Here is a 16,358-nt window from a genome sequence, read left to right on the forward strand (position 1 = left end):
ACCAGCAATTCCATAAAAGCTGGCTTGCTGTAGCCAGCCAGCTCAGCAGCCAGGCCAAGTGATAGCATTCCTCGCTCATACAGCTGCGTAGCCAGGATCACGGCAGCTTCCCGGTTATCAACATCCAAGTGATCAGGTATGTTGAGTGTGAGCGTTTTCACACAATACATGTACGCGGATCAGGAAAAGGTTGATTGAGACAAATTGAGCGGCGTCTTCACGAATTGCAGGAATCTGCTGTAACGAGCATCAAGTAGGCACACCCGCTTAGGTGCTGATGAATCTGTGGCTGATGGTGGCACCCATCACCCCGGGGTATCGCCATAAGCCCACCCACTTAGCCTGCAGCGAAGACCCCGGGCGCACCTAAATCTCAGAATAATCCAAATTCAACCTAAAGCGTTCTCTACAATAAAACCAGCCTAAAACACCCTCCCCTCCACTTCCCCACTCTTATAAAACTTCCACTTCGTTTGATAGTCCTCCGTCAGCGGCTGGCTGGTGAGGATGGCGCGGATCATTTCCACGGGCATAGCATTGAGCTGCATCACGGCATCGTGGTATTGCTTGTGGGTCATTTTGCCGCTATCCACCAGCTCTTTGCGGAGGGCATAAAACTGGCGGCCGCCGGTAAGGTAGGCCAGCTGGTAGAGCGGCGGGTAGCGGCCGGTGAAGGAGCGGCGCACTTCGCCTTCAGCATTGGCACGCTCATGGCCTACACGGTCTACCAGGAAGTCGATGCATTGCTGCGGCGTCCACTTGCCCATGTGGTAGTTGAGCGAAAAGATGATGCGGGCACAGCGGTGCATGTGCCAGAACAACATGCCGATGCGGTCTTCGGGGCTTTTGGCAAACTGCATATCCCAGAGCAGCAGCTCCCAATACAGGCTCCAGCCTTCGGTCCAGAAGGGCGTACCGAAATTGCGGTAGGTGCGGTAGCGGCTGTTCATAAAGTATTGCAGGTTGTGGCCGGCAATCAGCTCGTGGTGCACGGTGGCCTTGCTGAAGTGCGGGTTGTTGCCCCGCATGCTCATCATGCGGTCTTCCTCAGCCATGGTATTGGTGGGATAGGAAATGATGATATCGGTACCACCCAGGAAGAAAGGATTCACCAGTTGCCGTTCGGGGCTCATCATCAGCATGCCCCAGGTTTCTTCGGCCAACGGTGGTATGGTAATCAGGTCGTTCTTTTTCAGGAAGTCGATGGACTCGTTGTATAGTTTCAGGATGGCTTCGGGCTGCTTGCCGGCAGGCACATAGGCGTTCTTCACCTTTTCCTGCGCTGCCCGCCAATCGGTGCCAAAACTCATTTCCTTGGTGGCTTTCAGCAGCTCCTTATCGCACCAGGCAAATTCCTTGTTAGCGATCTCGATCAGGTCTTCTGGGCTGTAGGGAATCATCTCGTAGGCCAGCTGCCGTACCAGTGCATCGCGGCCCGCGGGCTGGCCCACGATGCCGCTCTTGTCGGGTGCGGTAAAAGCATTGCTTTTGGCGCGGATCTCTTTTGCATACACCGCCAGCGTGGAGTCGAGCTGCTGGTAGCTTTTGGGCACCCACCAGGTAAACATGGGGTCGTAGCCATTGTAAAATTCGTATACGCTGGTGGCCGCTTTGCGCAGCCCGTCAACGGCTTCGGCGGCGGTGTAGATGCCTTCCTGCGTGAGGCCTTTTTCGTCCCTGAGTTTTTGCTGCAGGGCCGTTACTTCTTTAGCGATGCCTGCCCACTCTTTTGCGATGGCTTCGCCATTGAGCTGCGTGCCCCTACGGCGCAGCTTTTCGGAGGCATACAGCTTATCAGCAAAAGGTATCCATGTCCTGATCTTGTTGTATTCCTTTTCCTCTTCTGCCAGCTGTCTTTGTTTTTCCAGCACATCGCGTTTGAAGAGGATATAATCCACCTTGCACTCCTGCGACAGCGCAGCAAAGGAAAGCTGTTGCAAACGGGCCAGGTAGTCCTGGTACAGTTTGGCCAGCCTTGCCCGCTTTTCCGGCGAACCAATGCTGCCATCATTAACGCCAACACGCTGGCTGGTGGCCGGTGTGTAAAAGCGTTGCAGGGCCCGCTGGTCGGCGCCAAACTGCACGATGATATCGGGCATCTCCTGGCAGGGAATAAAGGTATCCTTTTGCTGCGCGGCGGCTTGGAGGGTGAGGATGGTGCAAAGGGCAAGAAGAGATCGTTGGAGCAGTTGGGGCATGGTGGATAATTGGTAAAGTTGATCTTGCCACGAAGGCACAAAGACAGAAAGGAGCACAAAGGGAAAAGCTTCAGCTCAAATCTTCGTGCTCCTTTCTGTCTTGGTGTCTTTGTGGCTAAACAAATGTGCTGCAATAAAGCGTTTATGAAAATCGATTCGCATCAAAGGCCTTCACGTTGATATCGGGTTGTTTGTGGCTGGCGAGGTCGGCAACCACTTTACCCGTAGCTGGGCCGAGGCTCAGGCCCATCATGGCATGGCCGCCGGCGATGATCAGGTTTTTGAGTTGTTTGCTGTACCCGATATAAGGCAGTCCGTCGGGTGAACAGGGCCGGAAACCATACCACACTTCTTTCTCCGCAGGCATGTCGAGTTTAATACCCGGGAAGTATTTCGGCACCGACTCCACGATGCCCTGCACGCGGTTCATGTTGATGCGGTCATTCACGGGTGCTATCTCCATGGTTCCGCCATAGCGCATATGCCCGTTCATGGGCGTGATGGCTACGCGGGCCTCGCAGAGGATGGCGGGTACATTAAGTTTTTGCGTGGGCTCCTTGTGGGTAAAGGAATAACCCTTGCCCGGCATCAGCGGGATGGTGATGCCCGCCATCTTTGCCAGCTGCGGCAGCCAGGAGCCGCTGGCCAGCACAAAGAGGTCTGCAGTGATGGCTTCCTTGTCGGTAACGATCTTTTTGATCTGCCCGCCCGATACTTCAATGCTTTTTACCGGCGTATTGCCCCTGATCACGGCACCGTTGGCCTTAAGGTAATCCAGCAGCTGCGGAATGAGTTTGCCGGGGTAGAGGTGCGCATCGCATTTGTAGTGCACAGCGCCCAGCACATCCAATTCCACATTGGGTTCGAGGGCCTGTGCCTGTTGTTTGTTGAGGGCTTCCACTTCAAGGCCCATGCTTCGGGCTTTGTCGGCAAGATGCACTTCCTCCTCGCCTACCTTTTCGGTTTTATAGTACATCAGAATGCCCTTCTTTTCGTAGGCAAAGCCAAAGCCGGGTTCCTGCTGGAGGTCTTCGTACAGCTTGCGGCTATAGAGGTTGATATCGAGCAGGGGCGTTGCCGAATCGGCCACGTGTTTGGCGGTAGCGCTTTTTACAAATTTCAGTCCCCAGGAAATCAGGCTGGGACTCAGCGAAGGCTTTACATAAAAAGGGCTCTTGCTGTTGAACATCCAGCGGATGCCCTGCGCCACCATGCCCGGCGCCGCCAGCGGCACAAAATGGCTGGGCACCACCATGCCGAGATTGCCGTAGGAGCAGCTGTCCGACAGGTCGCTTTTATCCACGAGGGTTACCTCCCAGCCGTCTTTTTGCAAATAAAACGCGGCACTCAAACCAATGATGCCGCCGCCGATGATCACCGCTTTCATGGATGCGATTTTAGTTTGTGAAAAAGCTGTTGGCTATTGGCTGTTAGCTTTTAGCCGATGGTTTTTGAGCTGGGCCGGAAAGCGTTAAAACGGTTGCACACGATCCCTGCAGGTGCTATCATCCCACCGTTGAAACCGCGGGCTAATTGGGGTCATTCTTTTAGCAAGCTGGTTTAACTGCAAGCTGCTCAGTTCTAGCTGCTCGCAGTTAGCTATTGGCTGTTAGCTATTAGCCAACAGCCAATAGCTAACAGCTAAAAGCTTTCCCTCAAATTACCTGAAACCCATGCGCATACGGATCATCATCATCGATGATGATGGTGTTGTAGCCCGTAACGATAGCCCAGCCTTCGATGCTGGGAACGATGGCGGGCTGCCCGCCGATGGTTGTTTCTTCTTCGATGCGGCCGATGAACTTGGAGCCGATGATGCTTTCGTGTACAAAGGTATCGCCCCTTTTGAGCTTGCCCCGGCCATACCACTGCGCCATGCGTGCCGAGGTACCGGTACCACAGGGCGAGCGGTCGATGGCCTTGTCGCCATAGAACACCGCGTTGCGGGCAGTGGAAGCAGCATCGAGTGTGGCGCCGGTCCACATCAGGTGGCTGCAACCTTTGATATGTTCGTTCTCGGGATGCTGAAAGCTGTATCGTTCGTTGATGCGGTCGCGGCACACGCGGCTCCACGCAATCAGCTGGTCCGCCTTGTAGTGCTCGATGCCGCTAAAGTTTTGCTGCGGGTCTACGATGGCGTAGAAATTACCGCCGTAAGCCACATCAAAACGGATGGTGCCGAGGTCGGGGCATTCTATCTCGAGGTCGGTAGCAGCGAGGTAGGACTTTACATTGGTGAGCTTTACCGACTTCACCTTTTTGCCTTCCTGCTTGTATTCGATCAGAACCAGTCCGGCAGGTGCTTCCATGCGCAGTTGGCCGGGTACCTTTGGCGACACCAGTCCTTCTTCAATGGCGATGGTGATGGTACCGATGGTACCATGCCCGCACATGGGCAGGCAGCCGCTGGTTTCGATAAAGAGCACGCCGATATCGTTCTGTGGGTCGGCCGGTGGGTAGAGGATGCTGCCGCTCATCATGTCGTGGCCGCGGGGCTCAAACATCAGCCCCTTGCGGATCCAGTCGTACTCGGCAAGGAAGTGCAGGCGCCGTTCCATCATGGTGGCACCCTGCAACAGCGGGCCACCGCCTGCCACCAGCCTTACCGGGTTGCCGCAGGTATGGGCATCGACGCAAAAGAATTTCTTGGAGGACATGGGGAGGGAGGTATTTGGTGAAAATGTACGGAATAAGAGTGGACGATGGACGATGGACCATGGGAAGACCACGGACCACGGACGATGGACGACGGTTTGGACCATGGACGATAGACGATGGTTTGGGAAAAGGACAACGGACGACTTTGGAGCCTATGGACTACGGACCACAACTAAAACCGTGCATTGTGTACGAAAGGAAACTTGTGAAGCTCCCGTCGTCCGTGGTCCGTGGTCCTTCTCTCGTCGTCCGTCGTCTGTCGTCTCTACCATCGTCTATCGTCTATCGTCCACCATCCATAATCCATCGTCCCTTAGATCACCGCTGTCTGCCAGGTTTCAGTCTCCTCCAGGTGGAGGTAGTCGGGCAGTACGGGGCGGTTGGCAAGGGCTTCTTCAACAATAGCGATTACGGAAGCACGCTCCGCGCCGGTGAGCTCCAGGCGGGGACGGCGTACATACTCGGTGCTGATGCCCGTGAGCTTGCCTGCCAGCTTAATATACTGTACCAGCTTGGGATGGATATCGAGTTCGAGCACGGGAAGGAACCAGCGGTATATTTTCAGTGCCTCGGCATAGCGTTCGGCTTTTACCAGGCGGTAGATGGCCACCGTTTCGCGGGGGAAGGCATCCACGAGGCCCGCCACCCAGCCGTCGGCGCCCATCACCAGGCTTTCCATGGCCAGGGGGTCCACGCCGCACATAATGCTGAAGCGATCACCAAAGCGGTTGATCATCCGCGTTATATTGGAGATGTCGCGGGAGGATTCTTTTACCGCGTTGATATTGGGCACCGATGCCAGCTCTTCAAACATATCGAGGGTAACGGCGATCTTGTAATCAACGGGGTTGTTGTACAGCATGATGGACAACGAGGTGGCGGCGGCCACATCCTTGAAGAACTGCACCGTTTCTGCATCGTCGGCCTTGTAGCGCATGGGCGGCAACAGCATCAGCCCGTCGGCGCCGTTGGCTTCGGCGTCTTTTGCCGCCTGCACGGCTGCGGCCGTGGCCTGCTCGGCGATGTTCATCACTACCGGCACGCGGCCCTGCACCAGCTCTTTGGTATATACCAGCAGGTCGATCTTGTCCTGTGCGGTAAGGGTACTGGCCTCGCCCAGCGAGCCGCTCAGGATGATGCCGTCGACGCCGGCTTCGAGCTGGGCTTCTATGTTGATCTTGAAGGTGTCGTAGTCGATGGCTTCGTTTTGTAGGAAAGGGGTTAATACGGCGGGGTAGACGCCTTTCCAGCTTATTGGGTTCATACCGGGATGGTTTAGGGTAGTAAAGCTAAACGGAGCAGGTGCAGGGTGCTTTCCGGGTATTAATGTATTGTTTGCAGATTTTAACTGGAATGGAGCAAAGAGTTGTTAAGTTGGGTTATGATGGAGGGCGCACTTGGCTGGGTGATGGAATAAATGAGCTGGTCTTGCTTTAAAAGCCTATAAACTGGTTACAGCTTCCTGATAGACCCCCTTTTCAAAATGTACACCATCACTGGTACACCCCTGAAATAAAAATTTTACATAGCAACATCTAAAGCAAGAAATGCCTGCAGTAACAAGCAATTACGCTTCACAGCCCGGCGTTGCATGTTACTTCAAAATTGTACAGAGTCAATATAGTTTGTTTTAAGTACTGCAGCCATTTCACCTGAAGCAGTATTATGTTCATTTTTGAAACGTAAAACCAATTTGGTATTTCCAATCTGAATGGTGTCGCCATGGCTTAAAACACAGGATGCCCTTACTCTTTGATGATGGCCGTTGACAAAAACACCATTTGCGCTAGGCTTGGTGCCATCCCCGTCATATAATTCAAAAAATAAGTTGTCACCGGTGTGGTGGCATTTGATAAATGCATGGATACGGCTGACATAAGGATCATCATCTATAACGATATAATTTCCTGCTTCAGTTGACTTTTTACGTCCAAGAAAATTAACGCCACTAAACAATGCAAAAGCTGCAGGTTTTCTTCGCTCTGTATGTAGTATAAGCCAACCTGTTGCACCATTTGCTGCAACGTGCTCTTTCTGAAGTGCACCAATTTTAAGTTCCGGGGGACCAAATTTCTGCTCCAACAACTGTTGCCTTGCCGCAAGGGCTTGTAAAAGGTACCGCTTTACCTCTTCCAGTTTTTCTAAATTTCGTTGTTGAATTTGTTCGATGGATTTGTTGGGAGCATGGGCATAAAGCATTCTGAAATACTGCAGCCTTTCCTTATACCGGTCCTGCAACAACTCCTCACTGTAAGGTTCCTTCAGTCCAATGAATTCAAGGGCCGCTGATTTGTCCATATAGAAGATGGGCGTATGCAGGTGAACAATGTATGGGTTAAAAGTTAGTAATCTTCAGTAAAAGCAACAACTATACATTTTAAGGTTGGCCGGCATCATTTGTCCTTGCCACCAAATAAACTACCCAGGAAACCTTTTTTCTTTTTTTGCTCCAGCACTTTCACCTTTATGATCTGAATGGCTCTTTTATCATCCAAAGAAAATTGCACCTGCTCAATTTGTGCACCCTTCCTACGCATCATATCCCTGCAAAAAGGGCCGATGTTTACCAGCATGGGTTTACCTTCCTCCTGCACCTTGGTACTTTCACCATAATCCAGGTAGGGGTATAGTTCAGAAAGTTCCTTGGCTCCCGCAATCACTTCAATCAATTGATCTTTAAATGTCCCAGGGTCCATTGCTTTTTTGGGCGTTTTCCCGCCCTCTGCCTGCTCTTGTCCGCCGGATGGCACACTGACTCCTGGTGTGTTGGCTGGTTCCAGTTTTTCAAACGGGTTTTCACCACCAGCACTTCCCGCTGGAATGGATGGCAGTCCACCCATATCACTGTTGCCAGCTCCAGGAAAAGCCTCGGCAGCTATATCAGCTTTAATGGTGACCATCTTTACCCTAACCTTACGGGGATCGTTGTCCAGTTTGAGATGCACCTTATAAGTTCCCGGATTGGGAAAATGAAAGACAGCCACCGTACCATACTGCGCCGAATCACTACTTTCCAGCAACCGCCACTCATACCTTTTGGCAGGCACATTAGTGATCCCGTAAAAGTGCACCAGGTCGCCTACTTTAGGTTTGACGGGCTCTTCCAAAATATCAATCTCCACACTGGCACTTTGATTTAAAAATGAAAGGTTGCGCACAGAAACAAACTGTTCGTAGGTACAGCCGCCTGGCAGGTAGGCCACCACCCGGTAGTTTCCGTCTCTGACAAACTGGTGTATCACCCTATTGCCTTTTAGCACACCAGTGCCATCATCAAAGTTCCAAATTGCCTGCCCGCTAGCCGCATTTACGGAGAACTGCACCATGGTTTTGGGCTTTCGTACGGCCACTCCCGTTTCCTGCTTTCCATCTACCGTAACCTGCAAGGCAGCACAATTTCGTTTGCCCAAACTTTTGAAACCCAACAACAACATACTCAATAAAAGAGTGACGCCCATCACCAGCCAAACACGGCGGTCCAGGCGCATCAGTTTACCGGAGAAATTGGGATGGTTGTGCATAAATCAGATTGGAATTATTGTTGCAGGTAGCCGCGTTCTGTTTCCAGGTCCTTGGCTTTAGCCTTGGCTTCGTTCAGGTTGCTGAACTGCTGGTACACCAAGTCGTATAATTGGTTATCCGGATCGGGGTTTTCGTTGGCTAAACGGTTTAAATCGGCAAGCTTTCTATCTACTCTCCGCCTGGTTACATAGCAGGGCTCATTGCCAGAATCGTAACCTGCCAGGGCCTCTAAAGTTCCCTGCATGGCCAGTCCAAATTTTTCGGCGAAAGCGTTCTCGGCTTCCATAAAAGCAATCCGCTCCCTTAGCTTTTCATTTTGTTTACTGGGTACCCTGATACTAAAAAATACAACGGCCATGATGGTGGCCACTGTAAGCAGGAACACCAGCAAGAAGTTCATAAAGGCACTATTGCGTTCGGCCCTATTCAATGGTTTCATAAGCATTCATTATTGGCTTACAAATTATCTTTCGAATTTTAATTATATACGGGATCAATTATCCAAACCGTTTCAGCTTGCTTCCTCCTACCGGTGCTTCATCGATAGCTTCCTCTTTTACAAATACAATGGGTCTTTCCTTTTCCTTTTTCTTATCGATCATATCCAACTGGCTAAGGGTGCCAAACAACTTGTTCATCACTTTTACAAATACTGCGGCCTCGGATATATTTTTATTCACATCGTTATGATCGTACTTCATATTGGCAATACTTGATAGCATGCTTTCCAGCTCACCGGGATTGAGGTCGCACCAATTGCCCATATAACCCATCAGTTCATCCTTACCCGATCCGATACGCAGGTCAATGGTGTTGCGAATGACCCGGGCCAAACTTGCCAGCGTATAGAAAAGTGCGGAAGGAGAATCATAAAGCAGGGTCCACCTGGCAGCACTAAGGGCCTGGCCCAGGTATAGGATTACCCGGTCGCAGAGGAATTGCACCAACTCCACTATCCGGCCCTGCTGGCTTTTCTGAAAGATCTTTTGTACCGTTTTGCTGCAATGCCGTTCAAGTGCCGCCAGAAAGCCATCCACCTCTCCAAGCAGGGACACCAGCTCGGGATGGGCATGTACCGCATAACAGGGCGGAATAAAATAATCTTCCACATTTACTTCGCCGTTGGAAACAAAAAGTTTACCCACCGCAAGTGCATAAGGGTATTGGGCAAATTGTTTCATCTGGGTAGCACTCAGCAGCTCGAAGGAATAGGTGGGTATGACGTACTGGTGCCGGGGCGGATCCGCATAAGGGTCAAGCGGCCCTGCAGGCTGTGTAACAAAGGGGTTGACCACCAGGAGCAGGTACCACTCCAATTCATCGGTAAGCGGCGAAAAGGGCAGGGTGAAACTGGGTCTTTCGCTTTCGCTTGCCGCAACCGAAGAACCAAAAGCTGGTAAAGCTATCCGCACCCCTCCCGGTGTGATGGCCTGGCAGGCATCTACCACAACCTGAATGGCCCCGGTATTGTCCAGTGAAATCTTTGCAGAAAAGTTTGTTTCACCTGCCAATGTTGGCGGCAATATGCCATAGCGATATGGAGAAAGGTTGAGTGCAGCAATGTCAGCCATAGCATCTTTAACCGCATTATTCTGATCAATAAAATGATCCTTATTGATCTTCATGCCATCTTTCCAGTTCACAAACTGGTATCGTTGCCGGTCTCTCATGAAAGCTGCTTTTCGGGTTGGTTAAAAAGAAACTGTTGCGGGGTTGTACGTTCACAAACCACAATCGTGTTTTCCTGTATGCTGTTTTCCCGGATGGTAAATTCCGGGTTCAGCACTTTCACACCTTCATACCATTTTCCCCTGGTATGCAAAACCCATCCTTCCGGCTCATAATTATCATCCTTGAAAACAATAGCTGTCCTGGGGTTCCGGTCATTATAATCGGAGATGAAGTGGTATAAAAAATCTCCCAGTTTCATGGTCTCCGGCACTTTAGCCCGGAAATAAGTTTTCTTGAGCTCGCCAGGCGTCTTCGTCAGTTCAAGGCCCACTACCAATAAGCGCTCTTGGGTTATATCATCGGGATAAACAGGCGGATTGTTTAAAGGATAGGTCCATGATGGATAAAGGGTTGGAGGAATAGCATAGGCTGCCAGGAAACTGTGCCAGGTAAACATGGGAACAACAAACAGCAAAGCGCTCAGCAAAACAGGGTAAAAAAGGAAATAAGGATCAAGCACAAAGAACTGCACCAAGGCAAAAATGCCTGAAGAAAAAATTACCAGCGTAAGTGCCAGGACGGATGCAGCTAATAACAGCCGGAAATTGCCCCCCTTCACTGCAGACCGGTGGCGGCGGAGCACATAACGATTATGCACCATGCCTGCCATTAGGAAGATAAAGCCAATAAGCCAAAAAAGAACAAATGGATCCTGCACCCAATAACTACAGGCTAGCGCAAGCAGCGTTGTGAGCAATACCTGCAGTAAAGCATAGCCAAATAATGTGCGGCCGTTTACAGCGAGCATACCGCACAACCGGGCAGCCACTACCGCCAGGATGATGGCGCATAAAAAGATGATTCCAACAACGATCAAAAAAAGCTTTTGCGATTGTTCCATACCATAACAGCTTTTGCAACAACCAATTCAAGTGATGATACTACCTTGCTAACGCTTTAAACCTCCAGGGCCGCAGCCAATTTGCACAGCTGCATACCCGGAGGCTGCCGGCAACCGGTGCCGGAACAAAACAATTATTGTTGTTTGAACTGGGCCTTCCACTCCTCCCCATCATCACCCTTGTACCCATCCAACATCACCAGGAAACTCTTGGCCGGAAAGAAAGGAGTGATATGGATGTCAACAAAAATGCGATCCTTCTGATCTTCGTCCCGTTCAAAGCGGATGATCTGGAACTTCTCGATCAGTTTATCGGGTCCTTGTATGCCATCCAGGAATTTCACAATCTGGGAGCGCAGGTTGCGTTCCAGCTTGGTATTCCACAACTCAAATGCACGCCGGTTGAGAAAGTCGGAAAGCACCTTGGCAATAAAATCGAATACCCGCACTACCGAGTAAGTTTTCATACCCAGGTTGTCGCCAGTAAAAAGGGTTTTCGCAGAGAAAGGCATCACCCTGCCCCACTCGCCCACCAGCGGCACGAGGCCTACGTTTTCCAATTCAGAGATATCACCTTTCTGCTGATCAAACCGCACAGCCTCCACTTCATCAAGCAAGCCATAAGTTTTTCCGGCCACAGGTTGCGACATTTTGGTGCAATACATTTTTCCCGCCAGAGCAGCCGACCCGGGAACATAAAGGTCTTCCTCTTCTCCCACTTCCGATTTCCGGCCACGTCCTACCAGGTAGTTGCAGGTCATTATCACGTTGGCTTTGTGGGGATCGGCACTGGTAAGGTCTTCGCCATTGAACATGCTTAGGGCCTCCGCCGGACTTTCGGCATTCACAAAATCAGTAACCAGCATCACCTTGTTTTCATAGGCCATTTTGGACCATTTATCCAGCACCATGTTCGATCCCAAGTAACCAGGAATTACCATCAGCGAATAGTTCTGGCGCATATCCAGTTTGTCATACCGCTTTTTCAATTCGGCTGCTGCAAACTCGATAAACTGCGGATCGTCTGTATCCTTCAATTTTTCCAAAGCAGCGTTCATGATCACAACGTTCTTCAGCTTGGGGGTTTCTGTATTTTTATAAAACTGGTGAACTGTGCGATAAGCTTCCTCCAGTTCGCGGGTTTCCTGCAAGGTTTTCTTCAGGTTGCTCTTCAACAAAACTTCCGCTGCACCCGCCTTTTCGTTAGCGGTGATGGCCATTGTACCCGACGACTGCCCGTTGGCAAGCAGGTCAACCCACATCTGTATTCGCTTACGCAGCTCGGCACGTTGTGCTTTCTTGCTCGATTCCTTGAAAATGTTTCGCTTTGCTTTGCGTGCAGGATTTAGATTATCTACACCGTCAACAACAGACTCAAGAAAATCAAACCCGCCCTGCTTGCTGAGTGCGGAAAGCGCGTTTTCAAGAGAGGGCACATCAAGCACCTGTTGCTCGGCTACTGCCTGCGGTTGCATATTCAATTCATTAGCTTCTCCAGCCATGACTTAAGTTTTTGGGTTTAATATTTCAGTTAACTACAGTTGAATTATTCATGCTCCATTATTTCTAACTCAAGCACGAGCGCTTTTAATGCATTGACCAGCGCAGCTTTCGATTCCGGGTTATTGACAACGTTCTGCAGTGTTTTATTTGAGCCCAACTGCTTTGCAATACGCAGGTAAGCATCCTGCTCCAGACTCAGGTTCTTCAAAAATCCACTTTGATTGATCAGGCTTTTGGTATCAAAATCAGCAAGCCCTTTGAAGCGGAAATTTTCTTTTAAGGTGCTGCCATCTTCCTTATCGAGCTCCACGTCAATATTGGGTTGGAAATGCTCGAATACCTGTTCCACTGTTTGCAGGCCTTCCACAAGCCCAGGCTTTTCCGGCGGCTCATTGGTAAGCTTTTGTATGAACAGTGTTTTGTTGGGAGAGATCTCAACGAACCCTTCACCCATAGGGTCCGGTGCCAGTATGGTAGTGGCGATTCCTGGTTTCACTTGTGCCATAAGTTGTATTTTATTGTTTTGGTTAAAGCTTATTGTCATTCAATGTTCCAGGACAGCGTTTCCTGTTCCAGTTGTACCCGCACCGTACTGCCTTTTCGGAGCGTACCTGCAACGATGTATTTGGAAATGGGTCTACGCAATTGGTTACGGATGACACCGGAGATCTGCCGGGCACCATATCTGGGTGTAAAACCATTCAGTGCCAAATACTTTTTCGCTTCTTCCGACACATGCAAATTGATTCCCTGTTTGTCCAATGCTTCCAATAGTCCCCGCATCTGTATCTCCAGTATGCGCACGATATTGTCCTCCCGGATGGGCGAAAAAGGCACGATCTCAGTAAGCCTGGCCAGAAACTCGGGCCTGAAATACCTGGCCATCAGCTCCATCAGTTTAGCTGATGAAGGCACTTCATCTGCACTGAACTGCTCGGCAATCCATTCGCTGCCTATATTGGAAGTGAAGATGATGAGGGCATTGGAAAAATCGCCTTCTTTTCCCAAGCGGTCATGCATATGTCCTTCATCCAGAATTTGCAAAAAAGTATCAAATACTGAAGGGTGCGCTTTTTCTATTTCATCAAACAACAAAACGGAATAAGGCTTTTGCCGGATTTTGTTCACCAGCATGCCGCCTTCTTCATAACCTACATAGCCAGGAGGTGCGCCATACAATAATGCCGCTGAATGTTCTTCCTTGAACTCGGACATATCGAAGCGGATCATGGCTTTTTCATCCAGAAACAAAAATTCAGCTAGGGATTTGGCAAGCTCCGTTTTACCCGTTCCGGTAGGTCCCAGAAAAAAGAAGGAACCAATGGGTTGCCCCTTTTTGTTGAGTCCGCTGCGCGACTCCAGAATAGCGTCGCACAAAGCTTTTACCGCGTAGTCCTGTCCCACAACCCTGCGTTTAAGAAATGCATCCATGTGCAGCAGTTTCTCCTGCTCCTGGGCCTGTATTTTGCCCATGGGGATACCGGTTTTATAAGATACAACAGCTGCTATGTCCTCCCTGCTCACGTTGGCTTTCCCATCATCGGCATGCCTTAGCAGTTCCGACAGGCTGCGCGACAGGTACTGCTCCAGTTCTTCAGCGCTTTCCAGTTTATCCGTTTGCGTTGCATCGTCCAGCTTTCCCAGCAAAACGGGGCTGATCTTGTTGTGCAACACGGAAATCAGCCACTGGTACTCCTGCATTTTTTCTGCATCGTCGCCGGCGGCATCGGCTTTTAAAGTATCAAACTGGTTTGTTAACTCCAGGAGTTCTTGCTTATTTGTTTGCACCATCAGCTTGATGGCAGCCATGGTGCCATCCAGCAGGTCTATTGCAGCATCAGGCAGGCGGCGGCCTTTCAGGTACCGCTTCGACAAGCGCACGCAATCGCCAATTGCGTCTTTGTCGATGCTTAGCTGGTGGTGCTCCTCAAATTTGGGTGCTAAGCCACGCACCATTTTCTCTGCCGATACTTCGTCGGGTTCAGCTACTTGCACCACTTCAAAGCGGCGTACAAAGGCCTGGTCCGTTTCTATGAATTTTCGGTATTCGTCTGTGGTAGTGGCACCAATTACTGTTAGTTCGCCCCTCGCCAGTTCGGGCTTGAGCAGGTTGGCCGCACCACTGCCAATGCCACCCGATTTATTATCCAGCAATATATGGATCTCGTCAATGAACAGAAGGGCCTTGGGTTGTTGCTTGATCTCCTTAATGATGTTCTTAAGCCGGTCTTCCACCTCGCCCTTGTACGAGGCACCGGCCACCAACGCACCCAGGTCCAGTTCATACAAGAGGGAGCCCGCAATCTGCGGCGGTACTTTTTGCTGCACAATGTCCAGGGCCAGTCCGTCAATCAGTGCGGTCTTACCCACACCCGCCTCACCGGTGATGATCACATTGGGCTTGGTGCGTCGGCAAAGTATTTCCAGCATCATCCGGGTTTCCCTGTCCCTGCCCACAATAGGATCAGTTTTACCCTCCTTCGCCAACGCTGTACGTTCGATACAATACTTAAATAACGCCCCATTTGCGGCAGGTTTGCTTTCGGGTGCATTGGCACTAAGCGCCTGTTGTATCTCGGTTGTCTGGATATAATCTTCCAGTATTTCTTTTTCTTTTACAGGAAATGATTTAAGCTGATCGCTGCTGAAAGCCACACCTGGCTTAGCTATTGCTGCCAAAACAAGGATAGGAGAAATGGAATCCTGGCCCATGCGGATGCGCAGGAGTTCGGCTTCCTCGAACAAGGCGCGCACCTTATCGTCTCCACTGATCAGCTCTTTTACCCTTGAAGATTTGGGATGCTCTTCCATGCGGATCTCGGCCCACTCCAGTATATATCCGGGGTCTTTGCCAATGGCCTGTAAGAAACTCTTCAGGCCAACATCCTTGTGCAATAAGGCACGCAGGAGATGCGCAGGATAGAAGTATTCATTTTGATACTCCTTTGCCAATGACTGGGCGATTTCAACCGCCACTCTCATGGATTCATTCAGTTGAAGCGAGGGCATGTATAATGGTTTTACCCGGGCTATTTAAACCCTGGTGTTAGCAAATGCCATTCTGAACATTAAATCCGGTAATTGCAGTTAGCTTTTCTTTATTCTGTTGTAATCAATAATTCCACTGGCTACGAACACAGCGTACGAAAATGCGTATTCAGGGGGTAAGGAGCACCCGAAGGTGTAAGGCTTTCAGTAAAGGAAAGAAGTTATAGGAGTACGTTTAAGGCAAGGGAGATTTATCTAGAAGTAAGTTAAAGAATAATGATGGCAAAAAGCAAAATAAATTAATATTTTTAATCAACTGAGTTACAGCATTACGCATATATAGAAGCAGAAGTTTAACAAGCCCCGATTTTTATCCTGCTACCTAAAGCATTCGATTCGCTCCGTATGATGCACCTCTTTATACAAGCGCAAAACAATAACCATTCACTGCTTAATACCCAGCGTATGCAGCAACGCAACTACCGCATCCCGATTAAAACGGACGTTATCATGAAAGGGCACGACCTGCCAACCTGCGACCTGGATAGTTCCATCAAACGCAACCTCGACCTGATTATCATGACCCGTTTTGGTGAGCACCGTTGCGACCCAACTTATGGGTGCGAAATATGGGACCTCGATTTCGAACTGATTGTAAGCGCCCGCTTGTGGGAAGAAAAGCTCCGGCAGTCGCTGCTGCGCTCCATTGGCACCCACGAATACCGACTGGCGAATATCGACATCACCGTATCCATCTCGGACATTGAACGGTTCAACCCCTACAAACATACCGTGGAGATCAAAAAAAGAGTGGACATCGGGGTAAGCGGTGTAATCAAACAAACAGGCGAGTCCTTTCTTTTCCAAACCAATTTGTTCCTGAGCCCTTTGTCGGTTGATTGAAAGCCTTTGCGCAG

14 protein-coding genes are annotated in these 16,358 nt (G+C 50.2%); 1 reads left to right on the forward strand and 13 read right to left on the reverse strand.

Going from position 1 to position 16,358, the window contains the following annotated elements:
- The 13 genes from BUE76_RS25525 to BUE76_RS23040 all read right to left on the reverse strand — a co-directional run.
- Positions 1-170: UPF0175 family protein (locus BUE76_RS25525; protein ID WP_216820782.1), on the reverse strand; the 170-nt coding region annotated here is incomplete at its 3' end.
- A gap of 252 nt (positions 171-422) precedes the next feature.
- Positions 423-2,198 carry a DUF885 family protein gene (locus BUE76_RS22985; protein ID WP_073038835.1) on the reverse strand — a complete coding sequence of 592 codons (1,776 nt, stop codon included), beginning with the start codon at positions 2,196-2,198 and terminating at the stop codon, positions 423-425.
- A gap of 142 nt (positions 2,199-2,340) precedes the next feature.
- Positions 2,341-3,585: an NAD(P)/FAD-dependent oxidoreductase gene (locus BUE76_RS22990; RefSeq protein ID WP_073038837.1), complete on the reverse strand. Its 1,245-nt coding sequence runs from the start codon at positions 3,583-3,585 to the stop codon at positions 2,341-2,343.
- Positions 3,586-3,853: 268 nt separating this feature from the next.
- A complete protein-coding gene (locus BUE76_RS22995) occupies positions 3,854-4,855 on the reverse strand; it encodes a 4-hydroxyproline epimerase (protein ID WP_073038839.1) in 1,002 nt (333 codons plus the stop codon).
- Positions 4,856-5,169: 314 nt separating this feature from the next.
- On the reverse strand, positions 5,170-6,120 hold the full coding sequence (locus BUE76_RS23000; protein ID WP_073038841.1) for a dihydrodipicolinate synthase family protein: 951 nt from the start codon (positions 6,118-6,120) through the stop codon (positions 5,170-5,172).
- 335 nt (positions 6,121-6,455) lie between these two features.
- Positions 6,456-7,154 (reverse strand): FHA domain-containing protein, encoded by a 699-nt coding sequence (locus tag BUE76_RS23005; protein ID WP_073038843.1) that lies wholly within the window; start codon positions 7,152-7,154, stop codon positions 6,456-6,458.
- Between the two features lie 95 nt (positions 7,155-7,249).
- Positions 7,250-8,377 carry a PKD domain-containing protein gene (locus BUE76_RS23010; protein ID WP_073038845.1) on the reverse strand — a complete coding sequence of 376 codons (1,128 nt, stop codon included), beginning with the start codon at positions 8,375-8,377 and terminating at the stop codon, positions 7,250-7,252.
- 14 nt (positions 8,378-8,391) lie between these two features.
- The gene (gene tssO / locus BUE76_RS23015; RefSeq protein ID WP_143157144.1) at positions 8,392-8,817 is read right to left on the reverse strand and encodes a type VI secretion system TssO; all 426 of its coding nucleotides are present in this window, start codon (positions 8,815-8,817) and stop codon (positions 8,392-8,394) included.
- Between the two features lie 58 nt (positions 8,818-8,875).
- Entirely contained in the window at positions 8,876-10,048 is a 1,173-nt protein-coding gene (locus BUE76_RS23020) for a type VI secretion system baseplate subunit TssK (RefSeq protein ID WP_073038849.1), read from the reverse strand.
- Entirely contained in the window at positions 10,045-10,950 is a 906-nt protein-coding gene (locus tag BUE76_RS23025; RefSeq protein WP_073038851.1) for a TssN family type VI secretion system protein, read from the reverse strand. The genes BUE76_RS23020 and BUE76_RS23025 overlap by 4 nt, the downstream gene beginning before the upstream one ends.
- 134 nt (positions 10,951-11,084) lie before the next feature.
- The gene (locus tag BUE76_RS23030; protein WP_073038853.1) at positions 11,085-12,452 is read right to left on the reverse strand and encodes a type VI secretion system contractile sheath protein TssC; all 1,368 of its coding nucleotides are present in this window, start codon (positions 12,450-12,452) and stop codon (positions 11,085-11,087) included.
- Between the two features lie 44 nt (positions 12,453-12,496).
- The gene (locus BUE76_RS23035; RefSeq protein ID WP_073038855.1) at positions 12,497-12,958 is read right to left on the reverse strand and encodes a hypothetical protein; all 462 of its coding nucleotides are present in this window, start codon (positions 12,956-12,958) and stop codon (positions 12,497-12,499) included.
- Between the two features lie 35 nt (positions 12,959-12,993).
- The gene (locus BUE76_RS23040; RefSeq protein ID WP_073038857.1) at positions 12,994-15,462 is read right to left on the reverse strand and encodes an ATP-dependent Clp protease ATP-binding subunit; all 2,469 of its coding nucleotides are present in this window, start codon (positions 15,460-15,462) and stop codon (positions 12,994-12,996) included.
- A gap of 384 nt (positions 15,463-15,846) precedes the next feature.
- Between BUE76_RS23040 and BUE76_RS23045 the strand changes: the two genes are divergently transcribed.
- The gene (locus tag BUE76_RS23045) at positions 15,847-16,344 is read left to right on the forward strand and encodes a GPW/gp25 family protein (RefSeq protein ID WP_083596261.1); all 498 of its coding nucleotides are present in this window, start codon (positions 15,847-15,849) and stop codon (positions 16,342-16,344) included.
- The last annotated feature ends 14 nt before the right edge of the window (positions 16,345-16,358 follow it).

This window comes from Cnuella takakiae (genome assembly GCF_001953305.1).
In the GTDB taxonomy this organism is placed as follows: Bacteria; Bacteroidota; Bacteroidia; order Chitinophagales; family Chitinophagaceae; genus Flavisolibacter; species Flavisolibacter takakiae.